The organism is Burkholderia sp. AU45388 (assembly GCF_030481585.1).
GTDB lineage: Bacteria > Pseudomonadota > Gammaproteobacteria > Burkholderiales > Burkholderiaceae > Burkholderia > Burkholderia sola.
Window position 1 is genome coordinate 238,718 of the sequence record NZ_JAUJPV010000003.1, and the last position, 18,249, is coordinate 256,966.

The 18,249-nt window shown below is 68.7% G+C and carries 17 protein-coding genes and 2 pseudogenes; 5 read left to right on the forward strand and 14 right to left on the reverse strand.

What is annotated here, in order from left to right; translation table 11 throughout:
- Positions 1 to 22 precede the first annotated feature (22 nt).
- The 3 genes and pseudogenes from QZM72_RS08545 to QZM72_RS08555 form a co-directional block, all read right to left on the reverse strand.
- A complete protein-coding gene (locus QZM72_RS08545) occupies positions 23 to 904 on the reverse strand; it encodes a MipA/OmpV family protein (protein ID WP_089469781.1) in 882 nt (293 codons plus the stop codon).
- A 203-nt stretch (positions 905 to 1,107) separates the two neighbouring features.
- Positions 1,108 to 1,419, reverse strand: coding sequence for a hypothetical protein (locus QZM72_RS08550; protein WP_301737826.1), 312 nt, complete (start codon positions 1,417 to 1,419; stop codon positions 1,108 to 1,110).
- A gap of 303 nt (positions 1,420 to 1,722) precedes the next feature.
- Positions 1,723 to 2,018, reverse strand: a pseudogene (locus QZM72_RS08555) (hypothetical protein); the annotation flags it as partial.
- Between the two features lie 121 nt (positions 2,019 to 2,139).
- Between QZM72_RS08555 and QZM72_RS08560 the strand changes: the two are divergent.
- The 3 genes from QZM72_RS08560 to QZM72_RS08570 all read left to right on the forward strand — a co-directional run bounded on the left by QZM72_RS08560 (position 2,140) and on the right by QZM72_RS08570 (position 3,796).
- The gene (locus QZM72_RS08560; protein ID WP_089469780.1) at positions 2,140 to 2,388 is read left to right on the forward strand and encodes a hypothetical protein; all 249 of its coding nucleotides are present in this window, start codon (positions 2,140 to 2,142) and stop codon (positions 2,386 to 2,388) included.
- Positions 2,389 to 2,759: 371 nt separating this feature from the next.
- Positions 2,760 to 3,191, forward strand: a complete 432-nt coding sequence (locus QZM72_RS08565) for a CBS domain-containing protein (protein ID WP_089469779.1) — start codon at positions 2,760 to 2,762, stop codon at positions 3,189 to 3,191.
- 101 nt (positions 3,192 to 3,292) lie between these two features.
- Positions 3,293 to 3,796 (forward strand): PRC-barrel domain-containing protein, encoded by a 504-nt coding sequence (locus QZM72_RS08570; protein ID WP_089469778.1) that lies wholly within the window; start codon positions 3,293 to 3,295, stop codon positions 3,794 to 3,796.
- A 31-nt stretch (positions 3,797 to 3,827) separates the two neighbouring features.
- Here QZM72_RS08570 and QZM72_RS08575 read toward each other — a convergent pair.
- The 4 genes and pseudogenes from QZM72_RS08575 to QZM72_RS08590 all read right to left on the reverse strand — a co-directional run bounded on the left by QZM72_RS08575 (position 3,828) and on the right by QZM72_RS08590 (position 7,600).
- Positions 3,828 to 4,453: pseudogene (locus QZM72_RS08575) on the reverse strand (DUF4142 domain-containing protein).
- A 49-nt stretch (positions 4,454 to 4,502) separates the two neighbouring features.
- On the reverse strand, positions 4,503 to 5,048 hold the full coding sequence (locus tag QZM72_RS08580; protein WP_301737827.1) for a hypothetical protein: 546 nt from the start codon (positions 5,046 to 5,048) through the stop codon (positions 4,503 to 4,505).
- Between the two features lie 80 nt (positions 5,049 to 5,128).
- Positions 5,129 to 5,539, reverse strand: coding sequence for a BON domain-containing protein (locus tag QZM72_RS08585; RefSeq protein ID WP_301737828.1), 411 nt, complete (start codon positions 5,537 to 5,539; stop codon positions 5,129 to 5,131).
- 66 nt (positions 5,540 to 5,605) lie between these two features.
- Positions 5,606 to 7,600 (reverse strand): ATP-binding protein, encoded by a 1,995-nt coding sequence (locus QZM72_RS08590; protein WP_301737830.1) that lies wholly within the window; start codon positions 7,598 to 7,600, stop codon positions 5,606 to 5,608.
- Positions 7,601 to 7,987: 387 nt separating this feature from the next.
- Here QZM72_RS08590 and QZM72_RS08595 point away from each other — a divergent pair, with 387 nt between their 5' ends.
- Positions 7,988 to 9,028, forward strand: a complete 1,041-nt coding sequence (locus QZM72_RS08595) for a sigma-54-dependent Fis family transcriptional regulator (RefSeq protein ID WP_301737831.1) — start codon at positions 7,988 to 7,990, stop codon at positions 9,026 to 9,028.
- A 35-nt stretch (positions 9,029 to 9,063) separates the two neighbouring features.
- Here QZM72_RS08595 and QZM72_RS08600 read toward each other — a convergent pair whose 3' ends face one another.
- Both QZM72_RS08600 and QZM72_RS08605 read right to left on the reverse strand, forming a co-directional pair.
- Complete coding sequence (locus tag QZM72_RS08600) at positions 9,064 to 10,863, reverse strand: methyl-accepting chemotaxis protein (protein WP_301737832.1); 1,800 nt, start codon at positions 10,861 to 10,863, stop codon at positions 9,064 to 9,066.
- Between the two features lie 188 nt (positions 10,864 to 11,051).
- On the reverse strand, positions 11,052 to 11,306 hold the full coding sequence (locus QZM72_RS08605; protein WP_089469772.1) for a DUF3562 domain-containing protein: 255 nt from the start codon (positions 11,304 to 11,306) through the stop codon (positions 11,052 to 11,054).
- Positions 11,307 to 11,845: 539 nt separating this feature from the next.
- Here QZM72_RS08605 and QZM72_RS08610 point away from each other — a divergent pair.
- Positions 11,846 to 12,280, forward strand: coding sequence for a hypothetical protein (locus QZM72_RS08610; protein ID WP_301737833.1), 435 nt, complete (start codon positions 11,846 to 11,848; stop codon positions 12,278 to 12,280).
- A 486-nt stretch (positions 12,281 to 12,766) separates the two neighbouring features.
- Here QZM72_RS08610 and QZM72_RS08615 read toward each other — a convergent pair whose 3' ends face one another.
- The 5 genes from QZM72_RS08615 to QZM72_RS08635 form a co-directional block, all read right to left on the reverse strand.
- Positions 12,767 to 13,702, reverse strand: a complete 936-nt coding sequence (locus QZM72_RS08615; protein WP_089469770.1) for a universal stress protein — start codon at positions 13,700 to 13,702, stop codon at positions 12,767 to 12,769.
- Between the two features lie 211 nt (positions 13,703 to 13,913).
- Positions 13,914 to 15,296 (reverse strand): amino acid permease, encoded by a 1,383-nt coding sequence (locus QZM72_RS08620; protein WP_301737834.1) that lies wholly within the window; start codon positions 15,294 to 15,296, stop codon positions 13,914 to 13,916.
- A gap of 457 nt (positions 15,297 to 15,753) precedes the next feature.
- Positions 15,754 to 16,779, reverse strand: coding sequence for a DedA family protein/thiosulfate sulfurtransferase GlpE (locus QZM72_RS08625; protein ID WP_089469768.1), 1,026 nt, complete (start codon positions 16,777 to 16,779; stop codon positions 15,754 to 15,756).
- A 183-nt stretch (positions 16,780 to 16,962) separates the two neighbouring features.
- Complete coding sequence (locus QZM72_RS08630) at positions 16,963 to 17,469, reverse strand: cupin domain-containing protein (protein WP_089469767.1); 507 nt, start codon at positions 17,467 to 17,469, stop codon at positions 16,963 to 16,965.
- A gap of 292 nt (positions 17,470 to 17,761) precedes the next feature.
- Positions 17,762 to 18,232 carry a universal stress protein gene (locus QZM72_RS08635; RefSeq protein ID WP_089469766.1) on the reverse strand — a complete coding sequence of 157 codons (471 nt, stop codon included), beginning with the start codon at positions 18,230 to 18,232 and terminating at the stop codon, positions 17,762 to 17,764.
- Positions 18,233 to 18,249 lie beyond the last annotated feature (17 nt).

An 18,249-nucleotide genomic window follows, 5' to 3' on the forward strand; every position in this document is an offset into this window, starting at 1 on the left:
CCCTTCCGCCGCCCGGCCCCGGTCAGAACTGGTAATTCACCGACATGTCGAACACGCCGTTGGTCGACTGCTGCGTGATCGGGCTGCGCGCCGCGCGGCCGACGAGCTGCTCGAGCGCGCCGTCCACCGTGACGAACCAGTGCTTGTTCACGAACCACACCATCGTCATGCCCACGCCGGCCGACTTGATCCCGGCTCCCGACGAATAGGCCGGCAGCCCGGAGCGCGCGGCCGCGCCCTGGTTCACGCCGAACCAGCTGTTCATGTAGCGGGAGTCGGCGAACGACACGGTCGGCCCCGCGAACCAGAAGAAGTGCTCGTTGCTGCCGGGCATCGGCATGTACGCGGAGAAATCGCCGGTCCAGCCGTTCGAGCCGCCGATGCTGCGCCGGACGTCCGCGCGCAGCACGAGCGGGAAATCCTTCGAGACCACGTAGTCGGCCGCGAGCTTCATCACGGGCGCCGCGTTGATGTTGTCGAGACCGTTCAGATGACCGAGATCGTCGGCCGAACGGCGCCCGAGGTCATAGCCGACCGACAAACTCACGCGCCAGTTCGGCCCGCGCAGCACGTTCGCGCCGAGGCCCTCGCCCGTCGACAGGAAGAACAGGTCGCGATAGCGAACGTCGAAATTCGGGCCGCCCATCACGCGATAGCGGTCGGCGCCCGCGTAGCGCGGCTGCAGCGTCATCGCGGCGCCGACGCTTACCTGCCACGTGGGGATGTTCGGATCGAAGAGTTTCCGCAGCGGTACGCCCGCCGTGTATTGCCATTCGCCGAGCGGCGAAGGCGTCTGGGCCGACGCGTCGCGGGCGCCGGCGGCGGCGAGCGCCGCGAATGCCGAGAGGCTGGATACGAACCGGCGTGCGCCGGGGGACAGCAACAGGCGAGCAACAGTGGTCAAGGCGGTCTCCGTCGGCTGCACGAAACGAACCTGAAGGAAAGCGCGTCGCGCTTCACCGGCTGCAACGGCAGGCAGCCTGTGGCGCGAACGTAGCATGCGCTGAATTAACGGACATCCTACGCGAGGCGCGCGCAGACGCAAAGCGCCCGTTGTATGCGGGCACTTTGCCGGGATCCGGCATGCGCCGGCGGACAATTGCGGAATCAGAAACGCTCGACGTGATAGTCGCCGGCGAACGCGGCCGGACTGCGGGTCGACATCATCCGCGAGAAACCGTCGGCGAGCCGGCCGAGCGCGAGCTGCTTCTGGCTCGCGTCCCAGTGCGTGTAGGTGTCGTAGGCGGCATCGTCGAACGAAACGGTGACGGCGACCGGACGGCCACTCGCGCGAAAGCCGATCTGCAGCACGCCGCCCGGCAGTTCCTCGATGTGATAGCGGAGCGAACGCGATTCGAAATAGCGGCCCAGTACCTGAGCGATCGCGCGCTTGTCGGGCGATTGCACGTGAATGTCCATGACGGTCCTCCTTTCAATGTTCGCGCGGCCGGTCGTGGCGCATGGCTCCCGCCCGGCATCCGCATCGGCGGCGGATTCGACGGCGGGTCGCCTTGCGGCAGCCCGTCGGGCACGGGCGGATCGACCGGGTCGTCGTGCCCGGGCGGCGGCGGATCCGGATCGACGTCGGGTGTCGTCGGTTCGGGACGGTGCAGCATGGATGGCGTGTTCATGTCACTCCTGCGCGACGGCGCGCGCCTTTCGATGAGGCGAGTCCTCGCAAGCGGCGTGCCTGCTGTCGCGCCATGACCATTGGCCGGTCGGCTCGTCGTACGCCGCCATGACGAGCCACATCGTGCGCCCCTCGGCGCTCAGCTGCACGGCGAGCGCGAACGGAACGGACGGTTCGCATTGCGCGACGAGCGCCTGCTGCGCGCGTTCCGGGCCGTCGTAGACGGTGTCGGTCAGTTCGCGTACCTCGTCCTTGCCGTCGAATCGGCGCCGCTCCGGCCGATAGACCCGCGATTCGCGCTTCCACGTATCGAAACGCTCGCGAACGTGGCCGAATCGCCACCGCGTACGTTCGCGTCGTAACGTATTCTTTCCCTGGCTGCCTTCATCACGATGCCCTCTCGCCCATCCCGGACGCGTGCCGGCCGGTTCCCGCCGGCTTGCAAGCGCCGTGCCGCGGCCGTCGCGGGTACAAGGCTTGCGTCTTCTCATCGACAAGGAGGTTCGACCATGACCGTACACGCCACCGGCCGCCGCGACGCCGTGTCACCGGCCGCCGGACTGCTCCGCTTCGCCCCGTCGCGTCCACCGTCTGAAGACAAGACGGAGGAGCGCATCGACGAAGGGCTCGAGGAGACGTTTCCGGCCAGCGATCCGCCCGCCGTCGGCGGTGCGACGCGTATCGACCCCGCCAACCCGTCCGGCGAGCGCGAACGGCGCGCCCCGCACGTCCCTTCCCCGCCCCGCGATCACGGCTGACGGCGGCACCCGGCGCGCGTGGCGTGGCAGCGCACCCGCGCGTCGGCCCAATCAGGAGCGATTCGATGAAAGTCCTTGAACGCAGATGGCATGAAATCAGTGGCGCGGCCGGCGTTGCGGCGCTGGCCGCGCTCGAAAGCGCGGTGGTGCTGGCAATTGTCACGATGACGGGCATCGGCCACTGACATCCCGCGTCAACCGGCCACGGCCGCCGCCGTGGAAGATGTACAAGCACGCTGGCAAATTGCTCCGTCGCCCGGTAGCCGGTGCAAGCCCGTTATCAGCGCGAACAGGCCCTGGCGCCAGCGTGCGTGCCCCGTGCGCGGCACGCGCGGTGCTCCCCACTCGTCCCGACCACGAAGGAGGCGTTCATGTATCGCGTCAACGAAATCATGTCGCGCGACGTAGTGTGCGTCGCGCCGACCGACACGATTCGCCATGCGGCCGAATTGATGCAGCGCTTCGATATCGGCGTGCTGCCCGTTTGCGACGGCACCGAACTCGTCGCGATCGTGACGGATCGCGACCTGGCCGTGCGCGCGCTGTCGCACGGTCATTCGCCCGATACGCCCGTGCAGGCGGTCGCTTCCAGGCCCGTGCAGTGGTGCGTCGAGGATGACGGTGTCGGCGACGTCCAGCAGCGGATGGCCGACGTGCAGTTGCACCGCTTGCCGGTGCTCGACCGCAGCCGGAAGCTCGTCGGCATGGTGTCGCTCGGCGACATCGCGACGCGCGCCGGCGGCCCGGCGCGCGACGAGTTGGCCAATACGCTCGAGGACGTCTCGTTACCGCGCCGCCGCTGACCGATCGGCGTACCCATCATCCCGCGGCCTGCTGCCCTGGCGCACTATCCGCGCAATCAAGTTGCGCGCGCCGGGGTGCCGCTTCGACCAGGAGGTTTTCGATGACAACGGACAAACCGTCGCGCGACGCCGCGCGCATCGCCGACGCGAATCCCCGCAAGGCCGTCGGCGGGCCGGGGCCCGACGTCATGACCGCCGGCACGCTTGAAGGCGACCGCGTGCTGACGATGGACGGCGACGACATCGGCAAGATCGCCCACATCATGCTCGACGTGCGCGCCGGGCGGATCGCGTATGCGGTCGTGTCGTCGGGCGGCTTGCTCGGCATCGGCGACAAGCTGCTCGCGGTGCCGTGGAACGCGCTCGTCCTCGATGCCGAACGCCGATGCTTCGTGCTGCCCGTGGATACCGCACGTGTGCGCGAGTCACCCGGCTTCGACAAGAGCCACTGGCCGACGATGGCCGACCCGGAATGGGCCGAAGCGCTGCATGCGTATTACGGCCGGTCGCCGTACTGGCTGATCGAGGAAGGCGAAACGGCGCTCGATTCGCCGCCGTACGAGGCGTCGCCGGGCGGCCCCGAAGACGGCACGAGGCGGCACTGAAGCGATCCGGGCCTGGCCGCCGGAAAGCGGGTCACTGCGCGGCGGCCACCGTCTTCGCGAGTTGCCGCGCGGCGCCCAGATGCGCGTTCAGCATCGGCAGCGTGCGGGCCGCGAACGCGCGAAGCTGCGGGTCGCGGCCTTCTTTCGCCTCGGTTTCGTAAAGCCGGATCGCCGCTTCGTGCGCGCGTGGCCCGGTGAGGGCCACATACGCCGTATCGAACGCGCGTCCGTCCTTCGCCCGCAATGCCGTCACTGCCGGGTCCACCAGCATGCGCTTCTGGACCGGCACGCCCTTTTGCGCGCCGAGGTGCCGCAATTCGTCCGCGATACGGGCGTGATCGTCGACCATCCGGCGCGCGAAGGCCTTTACGTCCGCGTTCGACGAGCGGTCGAGCGCCAGTTGGCCGGCTTGCCGTTCCACCTTGCCGATCATGCCCGCCTTGTCGACAAACTCGGCGTCGATGCCGGTCGGCCGCTGCGTCATGCCGGGCTCGTCGGCGGTCGGGCCGGGGCGGATGACGCCCGGAGCGACCTGCGCGGACGAAGCCGGCGTCTGCGCGTGCGACGACGCGAGCGCCACAACGCCGCGGCGATGGCAGTCAGCACGCTGACCAGCGGCCGGGGCGTGCGGTGCTTGATCCGGTTCGATTCTGTCATGCGGGCCTCCGTGTGAGACGACGGAGCGGGCCAGCCGCGCGGCGGGCCGTCACGCGGGACGGTGGGACGACGCGAAGAAATCGGTCCACGCGCCGCGGTGCCATGCGCCCTCGGTGCGCTCCACCGACAGCGCGCCGGCGGCCAGCATCGTCCGCTCCGCGAACGTGATCGTGCGCCGCGTCACATGCGCGGCCAGCACGACGCCGTTTTCGCATTGCTTGAGCGCGCCATGCCCCTCCGGCGCATCGCCGCGCATCCGGCCGAGCGCGCCGCACAACGCGCCGACGTAACCGCCCACGAGCGGCACGCCGATCCACGCGAGCGGCGCATGAAGGCCGCCCAGATACAGCAGCGCGGCCGCGGCGAGCCCGACGATCGCGCCGACGGCCACGCCTTCCAGCGCACCGATCCCGCCCGGCCGCGCGGCGGAGTCCGCATAGACGTCGCCGCCGAGCCAGAACAGCGCGTGCTGTCCGGGCGGATTGAGAAAAAAGACCTTCACGTCGTCCCGATGGATAACGTGGCCGCGCAATTGCTCCGCGCAGCGTTCCGCCTGCTCGAGCCGCGAGAAACGGCCCGCGATGATGGTGTCCATGTCGAACCCTCCTGCCCGGTGACGCGCAGGGTCGCGGGCGCGCGACGCCCGATCGGCCCGGCGCTGGCCCGCGCATCACGTTACTTCCGGCGGATCTGCAGCTTGTCGCGCACGCCGCTCACGCCGCTGACGTCGTGCGCGACACGGATCGCGGTCGCGCGTTGCCGCTCGTCGGGGACGTTGCCCGTCAGTTCGGCCACGCGGTCGCGAACCTGCACGTCGATGTCGCTGGAGGCCAGGCCGCGTTCGGCGACGAGCGCGGCCCTGACGCGGGACGCGAGCGTCGCATCGCGAATCTGGCCGCCGACGGCCGACGCCTGGCTCGCGAGCTTCGCACGCGTGCTCTCCTCGGCCGATGCGTAGCGGGGCGTCGCGATCCAGGCACACGACAGTATCAGTATGCTCGCGATCGGCACGACCGGAGTCCTGCGTCGGGTGCGTGCCGGCTTGCTGCCCGTGCCGTCGCGCCGCGTATTTTCCGTTGCGTCCATCGTGTCTCCTTTTCGTATGCGGTCAGCGATCAGGCGAACAGTGCGCCGCATGGTCCGTGTGCGCCGCTACCGCTTGCGTGGCTTCCCGTCGCCCGTGTCGTTCCGGTCCCGCCTGTCGTCGGGCACGACGTCGACGATCACGCTTGCGAGCGTCGGCATGTCGACCGGCTTGCACAGATACGCATCGAACCCGGCGGCCATCACGCGGCGCCGGTCGGCCTTGCCGGCGTGCGCGGTCACCGCGACGACCGGCAGATGCCCACCGCCGTTCGGCAGGTGCCGGATCCGGTCCAACAGCCAGTAACCGTCGCCGTCCGGCATCGCGAGATCGGACAGCACGACGCTCGGCTGCTGCCGCTCGACCACATCGAGCGCATCGTGCCCCGACCGCGCGGTCGAGACCTGCGCACCCATCGTTTCGAGCGCGGTCGCGAGGCTCGTCCGCGACGTCGGGTCGTCGTCGACCACCAGCACGCGCTGACCGTCGAGCGCGACCGTATCGGACGCCCCCTTCGCGCGCGGCTGCTCCGCCGGATCGTCGGCGTCCCAGCCGGCCGGCAGCGTCACGGTGACGGTCATGCCGCGCCCGGCGCCCGCGCTCGTCGCGACGACCTCGCCGCCGTGCAGTTGCGCGATGTTGCGCACGATCGACAGACCGAGCCCGAGGCCGCGCTTGGGCGACGTGAACGCGCCTTCCGGCCGGCTGAACGTCTCGAAGAGGTGCGGCAGGTATTCCGGCGCGATGCCTTGCCCGGTATCGGAGACCGACAGCCGCACCCGCTCGCCGGCGCGCGTCAGCGACACGTCGATGCGTCCGCCCGGCGGCGTGAACTTGATCGCGTTCGACAGCAGGTTCGACAGGACCTGGCGCAGGCGTTCGCCGTCCGCCGGAATCACGCAGGCCGGCATCGCGTACTCCGTCGACAGCACGAGCCCGTTCGCCTCGGCCGTCGCGTCGAATTCACGCGCGGCGTCGCGCACGATCCGCACGAGATCGACCGGCACGCGTTCGAGGCGCAGCCGGCCGGTCGCGAGGGACGATGCGTCGAGCAAGTCGGCGACCATGTGCGACAGCGACCGCGCGCTGCGATCGATCGCATCGACCGCCTGCTGCGTGAAACCCTGCCCGTCGGCGTTGCGCAGCACCTCGACCCAGCCGTAGATCACGTTCAGCGGCGTGCGCAGTTCGTGCGACACCGTCGCCAGCAGTTCGTCCTTCAGCCGGTTCGACGCGTCGGCCTGCACGCGCGCGTCGCGCGCGCCGCGCAACGAGCGAAGGTAATGGCGTTCGTTGTGGCGGCGTTCGCCCGCCTCGCGCAGCGTCAGCGACAGGCCCGCGCAATTGCCCTGCGCGTCGACGATCGGCGACGCGGCGAAGGTGGCACGAAAACGGCTGCCGTCGGGACGCATGCACAGTACGTCGACCGGCCCGACGAGCTTGCGCAGTTCCGCGAACGACGCGGGCATCGAATGCCGGCGCAACCAGCGCGGCGCGATCATCGTGACGACGTCGCGTCCGTTCGCCTGGACCGCATCGATGCCGAAGATTCTTGCGGCGGCAGGGTTCCAGCTGACGATCCGGCGCTCGGCGTCGGTCCCGACGATCGCGTCCGGCGACGCATCGACCACGCAGCGCAACAGTCCGTCGTCGGACGCGCCGGTGACGGACGACGGTTCGCGCGGCGTGGAAGGACCGCCGTCGACGTCGCCGATCTCGCGCGGGCGATCGTTCGCGAGCAGCGGCTTCACGGCCGCCACCAGCACGCATTCGACGAAACCAATCGCGACGAACGCGCCGGCTTGCGCCAGCAGCGTGGCCAGTGGCGCGTCGCGCCACCACAACGCGGCGATCACGCCGACGCTCGCGACGGTCGCGACGAGGCCGCCGCCGAACGAAGTCAGCCACGCGGCGGCGGCCACGCCTGCATAGAAAGGCAGCGGCGCAAACGGCGCGTGCTGGCCGACAACCTGAATCGCCCACGCCTGCAGCGCGGACGCCAGCCCGACGGCCAGCACGACCCATGCACCCTGCCGAAACAACTCACGGGTCAAAGTCCTCATTGCGTCCTTGCATCGCGCCGGCTCCCGTCGTGCGGGGGATGCCGCCTTTCGGCCATCCGGCATACCGTCGAGCGCGCCGGGCGAGCGTGAAGACGCCAGCAAACGTCGTGCCCGGTGGCGGGCGCATGCGGCGTTCCGGCCATGGATGGCCGGGCCCTGCGCCCGTGCGGCCGGAGCCCGCATGGGCGGCTGTCGGTAGTGCCGGGCGCGCCGGCGCAATGTGTCGCTGGCGGCTTTTTCATCGGGTTTCTGTAAAAAAGCGCCGGTTGTCACTCAAAAGAGGCGTCGTGCAAGGTGCGCGAAACAACGATGGCCTGTTTCTTTCGCTCGCATCCCGCACATTGGAATTTTCTATTCCGCGGCACCTTCACCGTCGTTTCGCTGTCGATGATAAATATTGCAATCAACGGGACATGTGATGCCGTTTTTCAAAACGGCCCGCGAACGCCTATGGGTGAATCCGCCAACCGGACGAAGCAGCGCGCAGACGGTCGCCGGCTGTCCGGCCAGTCCGCCGCGATGCGCACGCTCCTTGGCCGTATCGAGAAAATCGCGCCGACCGGCGCGAGCGTGATGATTGCCGGCGAAAGCGGGGTCGGCAAGGATATCGTCGCGCGCCGGCTGCACGATCTGAGCACGCGGCGCGACGGCCCGTTCGTGCCGATGAACTGCGGCGCGATTCCGCCCGATCTTGCCGAGGCGCACTTGTTCGGGCACGAGAAAGGCAGCTTTACCGGCGCGATCACGCAGCGCGAAGGTTTCTTCGAAGCCGCGCGGGGCGGCACGCTGCTGCTCGACGAGATCGCGGAAATGCCCGCCGCGCTGCAGGTGAAACTGCTGCGGGCGATCGAGTCGAACACGATCGTGCGCGTGGGCGGCACCGAATCGATTCCGCTCGACGTGCGGTTCGTATCGGCCACCCGCCACAATCCGGCCGACGCCGTGCGCGACGGCCGGCTGCGCGAGGACCTGTTCTACCGGCTCGCCGCGTTCGCGATCTACGTGCCGCCGCTGCGCCAGCGCGACGGCGACGTCGAGATGATCGCGCAGGAATTCGTCGACACGTTGAACGCGCGGCATCGCGCGCACAAGCGGCTGACCGACGCGGCGATCGCCGCGTTGCGCGCGTATTCGTGGCCCGGCAACGTGCGCGAACTGCACAACACGATCGAGCGCGCGTACATCCTGGCGGACGAAGGCATCGACGTCGCCCTGCCGAAGCAGCCGATGCCGGTGGCCGACAGCACGTCGGCAGGCGCGATGGCCCTGCCGGTCGGGGCGACATTGCACCACGTGCAGCAGCGCTTCATCGCGGCGACGCTGCATCACTTCGACGGCGACAAGCCGCGCGCGGCCAAGGCGCTCGGCATCAGCCTGAAGACGCTCTACAACCGGCTCGCGCTGATGCGCGACCAGGACGGTTCGTAAGCCGCGCGGCCCGCCTGCCGCGGGCCGCTACCGCGTCAGGCGACCTTGAACTGTCCGACCGTCGTCGCGAGCGCATTCGCCTGCGACTGCAACGCGGTGGCTGCCGCGGTCGACTGTTCGACGAGCGCCGCGTTCTGCTGCACCATTTCGTCGAGCTGGCTGACCGCGCGGTTCACTTCCTGGATCCCGCGCGTCTGCTCGTTCGCCGCATGCGTGATCTCGGAGATGATGGTCGTCACGTTGGCCACGTTGGCCACGATCTCGCGCATCGTGTCGCCGGCCTGGCGCACCTGCCCGGACCCGGCCGACACGCTCGCGACCGTCGATTCGACCAGTACCTTCACTTCGCGCGCGGCCTGCGCGCTGCGTTGCGCGAGGCTGCGCACTTCCTGCGCGACGACCGCGAAGCCGCGGCCCTGTTCGCCCGCCCGCGCCGCTTCGACGGCCGCGTTCAGCGCGAGGATGTTGGTCTGGAATGCGATCCCGTCGATCACGCCGATGATGTCGCCGATCCGGCCCGACGCTTCCTCGATCTTCCCCATCGTCGCGACGACGTCCGACACGACCACGCCGCCGTGCGACGCGATCCGTGACGCGGCCGCCGCGCGCTCGTCGGCCTGGCCGGCGGCCGCCGCCGACTGACCGACGGTCGCGGTGATCTCTTCCATCGACGCGGCGGTTTCCTCCAGGCTCGCCGCCGCCGATTCGGTACGCGACGACAGGTCCTGGTTGCCCGCCGCGATCTCGTTCGCGGCCGTGCGCACCGATTCGCTCGCCTCGCGGATCTGGCGCATCACGTCGTTCAGCTTGTCGACGAAACTGTTGAACGAGCGCGCGATGTCGGCGACTTCGTCGCGGCCGTCCGCCGGCAGCCGCTGCGTCAGGTCGCCGGCGCCCGAGCCGATCGCGGCCATCGCCTGGCGCACCTGCGACAGACGGCGGAACGCGGTCGCGGTGATCGCGCCGATGATCAGCGACGCCACGCCGACGATCACGATCAGCGTGATCAGCGACGCGGTCAGCAGCGAACGCATCCCGGCCGTCGCCTCGTTCTTGTCGAGCAGCACCAGCGCGTACCAGTCGGTGCCCGGTACGGGTTTCGCGCGCACCAGCTTCGCGTCGCCGCCGACGCTGACCTGGACCGGCGCGTTCGCCGCCGCGATCGACGCCACGCCCAGTGCGCCGAGTTCGGGCGACACGTCGGCGACCGGCTTCAGCGTGAGCTTCGCGTCCGGGTGGGCGACGACGTGGCCGCTGCTGTCGATCAGCATCCCAAAGCTCGCCGGCGTCGGGTGGATCGACTTCACGTTGGCGATCACGCTGTCCATCGACAGATCCGCGGCGACCACGCCCTTCAGCGCGCCGTCGCGCAGGATCGGCACCGCGAACGTGACGACGAGATTGCCCGTGCCGGCATCGACGTACGGCGGCGTGACGACCGGCTTGCCGGCCTGCGCGGCCTGCTTGTACCACGGGCGGCCGGTGGGGTCGTAGTCGGGCGGGATGCCGGTCGGGTCGGAGAAGTGGAACGTCTTGTCGGCATAGCCGGCGTAGACGTTGGTGAAGCCGCCGGCCGCGGCCATCTGCTTGAACACCGGCAGCGGATCGGGCGTGAGCGCGGCATCCTGCAGCGACGCGATCATCCGGCTGCGGGTCGCGACCCAATCGGCGATCCCGACCACGTGGCCGCTGGCGACGGAGATCAGGTTGCGGTCGATCGCGTCGTCGTTGTACGAGCGTGCAATGAAATAGTTGATCAGTGTCGTGGCGACGAGCGCGAATACGACGATGGCGACGCACGCGGCAAGGATGCGGGCGCGAATGGACGAGAACATGGCAACGACTCGGTAAGAAAGCGGGAATACCCCGTGGACGAATTCACCGGGTAAACGGCAAAACGCGCCGCTTCCTTGAGGTCGTTGTGACGATTCAATGAAACGTATGACGACTGGCGTCCGTGACTGTCAGCGGATCGTCAAGATGGCCGGCTTCGACGCGTGAGCTGCGCGCCGGCCCCCGCCCGCTATAGCCGGTGACTCGGACGCGGATCGGCGTCCGCGGGCGCCGCATCGGCCCGGGTGTCGCGGTCGAAAACGTCCTTCTGACGCATCCGCTCGCGCAGGTGCCGGATCGCGAATACATGGATGTAGTCGTGCACCCGCGCACCGGACGACAGCGCGCGCACTTCGTCGTCGAGCATCGCACGCAGCTGATCCGCGCCGATCGCGCGCCGTTCGGCGGCTTCCTTGAGTGAATCGAGCAAATTGTCCTTGGACATCGACAGGCTCCTGACGGTCGAGGAACGAAAAGATGACGGTACTGGAAGCTTAAAGACTGGGCAGACGCACGGCGTACGATGCGCCGGCGCGGGTTTGCGCGCGATCAACGGCACATTGCGTGCCGCCGCTCGGTCCGTTTCCGAACCGTTCGCAAGGGTTCGCGTTGCACATGGCCCGCGAACGAGACTGGATGGAAGCCTTGCCACGCCACCCCGGGGCGCGGCATGGGCGACGAGCGGCGGGTGAAACGCCGCGCGACGCCGATGCAGTGGGGAAACTTAGACCGTCCGAAATCCTGCGTCAAGCGCCTGCGGCCATCCATTCGCCGGACGAGCGCGGCGGTGCGGCCAGTTGGCCGCCGCGCGTGTCAGCGGATTCCGATAGCGTCGCGCAATTTCCTGACAGCGACTTCAGCGCGCGCCGCTTGGCAGCGGGCGGTCGCCACACGATACTGATCACATGAACCAGGCGTTCATACCGGAACATCGCTCAGTCGGCCATCGAGCCGGCACGCGGGGGCCGGCGCAGGAGACCAACCATGGCACATCGCAATTTACCGGGCCGGGACGGCCAGCGGCACGCGTCGGGCAACGCGCGCGCCCTGCCCGCCCGGGCCGCGTCGGCCGGCAACCGTCCGCCCGACGACCTCGACACCTTGCTCGCGCTCGCACGCGAGGCCGGATTGCTCGTCACGCTCGACGGGCAGATCGGCCGCGAAAAGTATCAGAGCGTCGCGGGGTCGGTCCTCGCGTTGCAGCGATTCGCCGCGGCACTGCGCGCGCGCAACGCAGCCGACGCGCCGGCCGAGCGGGAGCCGCGTCGCAAGGCGCGCCCCGGCTGGCCGCATGCGAATCGTTTGCGCAGCCGCACGTGCAGCCCATGTGCGCCGCTCCATGTCGTGCATCCGCATGCGCGAGTACGTCGCGGCACGGGCCGCCGGCACGACCTGCGATCGATTCTTCGATCCCTCTGATCTGCGTACGTCACCGGCGCACTGCACGGGGCCAGGCATCGGTTGCGCGTCACGACACGCGCGCCATGCCGGCGCCTCGCCGTGCATACGCCATGTCCGCCGCGATCCGTATCGAGGTGACCGCGCGCGATGACGCGCCGCCTTCCAAACCATGCCTGCGGGGAAATGAATTCGACGGGGCCAGGCGGAAAGCGGACGGGGTGACTTCCACCCCGCCCGTCCTCCAAGGCAACCGTTGGTTGCCTACCCTCGTGCCAGAGAGTTTCCGGTTGGATGACGCGCCGGACAAACACGCGGCGCGGCGTCCGAACATAGTGTGGCGGCGAGTGCGACGGCGATCGCCTTTCGCATGCAGGCGCGGCGATGGTCGCGTTTGCACGACAGCCCAGCCGCGCCACGGGACGCTCCGTCACTGTCTCACGCGATATACGTCGCGTTTCTGATGCAGGTCAATCCGCGCGCGCTTCGATCACGACGACCCGCGACTCATTGCGCGCCGCGCACCAGCAGCACCGGCACCTGCGCGAGATGCGCGACCCGCCGCGCGACGCTGCCGATCAGCCAGGCGGCGATGCCGCGACGGCCGTGCGTGCCGACCACCAGCAGCTCTGCCCGCCAGTGCACCGCATCGCGCATCAGCGCATGGGCCACGTCGTCGCTGGTCGGATGCGTTTCGACAATGCCCCGCTTGGTCGGATTGCCCGTCGCATGAAACAGCGGGCCGATCTTCGCGAGCGCATCCTCGCCCTCCGCGCGGTACGCATCCTCGAGCGCGCGCACCGGCACGACATCGGTCAGACGAACCGCGCGATCGACCACGTACGCCGCATACAGCAACGTCGTCGGCCCCGCGAAGCCGAGCCCGACACGCACCGCATGCAGCGACGGCTCGCTACCGTCGACCGCGAACATCAGCCGCTGCAGCGTGCCGTCCGACGGCCGTACATAGGCGGTCGGCACGATCAGCAGCGCGCAGCGCGCGCGTCTCGTCAGCGCGTCCGACATCGCACCTTCGACGAGCCGCAACAGCCCGTGATGCGGATTCGCGCCGATCGCCAGCACGTCCGCGTGCCACGTCGACGTCTCGTCGACCAGTGCGTCGGCGACCGAGCCGCCCGTGACCGACGTATCGACGACCACCTGTTCGACCTCGATGCCGCTGTCGGCGAACAGCGCCGCGATCCGCGCGCAGGTGGCTTGCGCTTCGCGCATCATGTCCTCGCGTGCCGACGTCAGCAGCGCATCGATGCGCGGAATGTCGGGCAACACGAGGCGCGGATTGTCGATCGCGCAAATGATGCGCAATCGCATGCCGGGACGCAGCAGCGTGCGCACGTAACGGGCGGCGGTCAGCGATTCGGGCGTCGGATCGACGGCCAGCGCGATCCGCGCGAGCGTCGGGATGGGCTGGACAGGCTGCATGGCGAAGGTCTCCGTGCGTGCCCGTCATCGCCGGGCGACGACGGGGCGCTTCGCGCGGTGGCCGGCTAGCCGCCGCGGTCGCAGGGATCGGCGGGATGCCGCGCGAAGCGCGGACAAGCGATGCGTTCGTTCAGCATAGGCCGTCCGGCCCGCGCGTGCATGATCGCGATCAACGATCGCGAACGCTCGCGCCGCCCCCTGCCCGCGCGGCTTACGACTTCGTCGGCATCGACGCGGCCGGACGGTTCGCGTAGAACAGCGCGTACGCGATGCCGAGCAGCACGATCCACACCGGCCCGATCACGAGCGCGACGCGCGTATCCGGCGTGAACGCCATCAGCACGACGACCAGCACGAGAAACCCGAGCGCGACGAACGACCCGAGCGGATAGAACGGCACGCGGATCGGCAGACGCGCGATCCTGTCGGCCGACAGCGTGCGGCGAAAACGCATCTGCGCGACCAGGATCACGCACCACGTCCAGATCGCGCCGAACGTCGACACCGACGTGAGCCACGTGAACACGTGCTGCGGCGCGAGATAGTTGAGCAACACGCCGATCAGCAGCAGCGCAGCCGACACGGCCACGCCATGCACGGGCACGCCGCTGCGATTCACGCGACCGAGCACGGCGGGCGCCTGGCCCTGCTGCGCGAGGTTGTAGAGCATCCGCGCGGTGCTGAACAGGCCGCTGTTGCACGACGACAGCGCGGCGGTCAGCACGACGAAGTTGATGATGCCGGCGGCGGCCGGAATGCCGAGCCGCGAGAACGTCATCACGAACGGGCTGCCCTGCGTGCCGATCTGCTCCCACGGATAGAGCGACATGATCACGAACAGCGCGCCGATGTAGAAAATCAGCACGCGCCAGAACACCGAATTCACGGCCTTGGTGAGCGACTTCTCCGGGTTGCGCGCCTCGCCGGCCGTGAGGCCGAGCATCTCGACGCCGAGATACGCGAACATCACGATCGGCAGCGCGGCGATCACGCCGTTGATCCCGTTCGGCATGAAGCCGCCGTGCGACCACAGGTTCGAGATGCCGGTCGCGATACCGCCGTTGCCGACGCCGAATGCGATCATCAAGCCGCCGCCGATGATCATCAGCACGATCGTGACGATCTTGATCAGCGCGAACCAGAATTCGAATTCGCCATACAGTTTGACCGCGATGAAGTTCACCGAGCCCATCGCCAGCAGCGCCACGAGCGCCCAGATCCAGTTCGGCACGGCGGGGAACCACATGTGCATGTAGACGCCCACCGCCGTGATTTCCGCCATGCAGGTGACGATCCACACGAACCAGTAGGTCCAGCCGGTCAGGTAACCGGCAAGCGGGCCGAGGTAGTCGCGCGCATAGCGGCTGAAGGCGCCGGCGACCGGGTTGGTGATCGCCATCTCGCCAAGCGCGCGCATGATCAGGAAGATCGCGAGGCCGCCGAGCAGGTAGGTCAGCAGGATGGCCGGGCCGGCCGTGCGGATCGCGGTGGCCGAGCCGAGGAACAGGCCGACGCCGATCGTCGCGCCGAGCGCCATCAGGTTGATGTGCCGTTCTTCCAGCCCACGGTGCAACTGGTCCTCTGGTTGTTTCAAATTCGTCTCCTGGCGACCGCGAGCGGGCCGCCGTCATTGCGGCGATGATAATGCGCGATCGTTCATGCCCATTTTGGCAGCCGAAAACGAAATAATCCCTGCTGTCGATTTCCGAATGAGAAACGACATGGATGCCGTGGCAATTCGGTTGGGATTTCCGCGGATTATCCGTAATTCCCGGAACAATCTGGAAATACGGATAAGGCCTTTCATGGAATACACCCGAGCGGCCCGCGCGACGCGGCTGTGCGCGTGACGAGCGGTAACGGGATCCATCGCCTTCGGCGCGAACGAACGCGCGTCGAATGTGCGCAGTCAAGCGCACGCAATATGCAGGCGGGATTATAGGGAGGATCGGCGGCTTCACGCCAGGCGATTTTGGGGAAAATCGCGGTGGGTGATTGGTGGTTGGATTTGAATGCGTGCGATGCGGCGTGCGTATTGGCGGCACGCGTATTTATTTCGACAACGTCGCCCGCACCGTATATTCGCCTTCCAGCCCACCGTGATCGGGCCGCACGAAATACCGCGACGAATCCAGATCGGCCGGCAGCGGCTCGACCGGATACCCGTGCTTTTCCCACGCATCGAGCCCGCCCTTCAAAGCCCGGATGTTGTGGATCATCTTTTTGCGCTGCATCTTCGCGATGAGCCGCTTCGCGGTCGCCTCGTTCGGGCACACGCAATAGACGACGATCGGCCGCTTCAGCACTTCCGGGTCGAGCAGGTCCGGCGAATCGAGATCGACCGGCACCGCGCCGGCAATCCGGTACGGCTCGCGTTCGCGAATCGCCTTGGGGCGCGCGTCGAAAATCAGCGGCGGTTCGTCGGACGTCATCATTTCGACGAGCTGCGGCGGCGAGATGCGCACCTGCGCGAGATAGCGGCGGAACTGCACGCGGCGCACCCAGCGGTACAGCAGGAACGTGATGAAGATCGCGAGGAACGCGTCGAGAATCGTGCCGCCGCTCGCGCGCACCCACAGCACGAACTGGACGATCTGGTCGTGAATGGCCGCGCCGCCGATCAGCCAGAACGCCGCCCACAGCGACGCGCCGGCCAGATCCCAGAACAGGAACACGCCGATGCCGATCGCGGTCGTGCCGAGCAGCGGCGCCGACACGAGGCCGAGGCCCGGCAGGAATTTCGACAGCACGAGCAGCGGCGCGCCATACCTTTCGAATACGTTACGCGCGAAACGCAGCGTCGTGTCGAGCGACAGCGAGAAGCGCACGAGGCCGTTCAGCAGGCGCCGGCCGCGCGTGCGGCCCATGAAGAACCACAGCGAATCGGCCAGCATCGTCGCGCCGATCGCCGCCGCGAACATGCTGACCCAGGACGCCTGCCCCATCGCCGCCATCGTGCCGCCGAGAATCAGCATCGGCACGGCCGGCACCGGCACGCCGAGCTGCGTGATCAACACGCTCGCGAACACGGCCCACGGGCCGAGCGACGATGGAATAGCAATGGGAAAGTGCCACACGGCGGCGCTCCTGGAAGACATGCGGGCCGCGCGACAGGGCCGTCGGTACGGCGGCGCAACGGCCGCCGCGGCATGTCCGCGACCGACCGGTGCATCCTGCGCATTCTAAACGGGTTTGGCCGCGGCCGCGCGGAACACGGGCCGTCCGCACGGGCTTTGCCCGGCGTGACGCGACCGTGACAGTCACACGTCCGGGCGCTGCGCGAGTTGCGCGACGTGTTCCGCGTAGTCGGGAAACTCGGCCGCCAGCGCGGCGGCATCCGCCAGCTCGAATTCCGCGAATTCGAACCCCGGCGCAACCGTGCAGCCGACGAGCGCGACGTGCTCCGGCGACGCACAGCGCGCGCCGAACCAGCTTCCGGCCGGCACGACCGCCTGGAACACGGTGCCCGGATGCGTGAGCGGGTTGCCGAGCCGGTGGATCGTCAGCCCGTCGCGCGCGTCGAGCACCCACACTTCGATCGGATCGCCTGCGTAGAAATGCCAGACCTCGTCGGAGCGGATGCGATGCCACGACGAATACGCGCCGTCGCACAGCAGATAGTAGATCGCGGTCGACGCGGCACGTGGCGCGCCGTCGGCGGGACGCACGACCGAATCGGTCGCGCGGTAGGTTTCACGGAAATAGCCGCCTTCGGGATGCGGCTGCAGGTCGAACTGGCGAATCAGGTCGGTCGCGGAAATCGGCATGGCGGATGACGTCGGTAAGGATGAAAACCGGCATCCGGCGGGCTGTCCGATCCTCATTCTTGCGATCGGGTGCCGCCGGATGTCCCTGCGTCGATCGCCGCGGCCATGCGCGCGGCGAACAAGCGGACACCGGCCGATGCTGCCAGAACTGCGTGGCGGGATGCAACCGCCGACGTGCAATCGCGCACCGGCGCGCGTACCGGTGGCACGGCGCAGACCGCCCGATCGCGCCCATGTGCGACCAAGCGCGCGACGCCGCGCGGCCCGCCAGCCGGCCGCCGTATCGCGTCGCTTACGCGGCCGCCGACGTCCCGGCCTCGGCGTGCCGCACCAGCAGCACGGGCCGGTCGGCCGCGCGCAGCAGCGATTCGGCCACGCTGCCGAGCAACAGCCTGCGCAGGCCGTGCCGCCCGCTCGTGCCCATCACGACCAGATCGGCGTCGGCTTCGGCCGCCGTGCGCATCAGCACCGTCGCGATATCCTCGCCGTACGCGTCGAGCGCGCGCACCGTGCCCCGCACATGCTGCTGCGCGAGCGCGGCTTTCGCGTCGTCGAGCACCGGCGTCGCGGCATCGGTCGCGGCGACATCGCCGTCGCGTTCGGCCGCGAAGCCGGCGTCGACGTCGACGAGTTGCGGCCGATGTTCGACGACGTACGCACACGTCACTTCGCCGCCGGACGCGGCCGCGATCCGGATCGCCTCGTTCAGCGCGAGACGCGCGCTCGGGCTGCCGTCGAGCCCGACGAAAATCCGCTTGTACATGGTCCGTCCTCCGACCG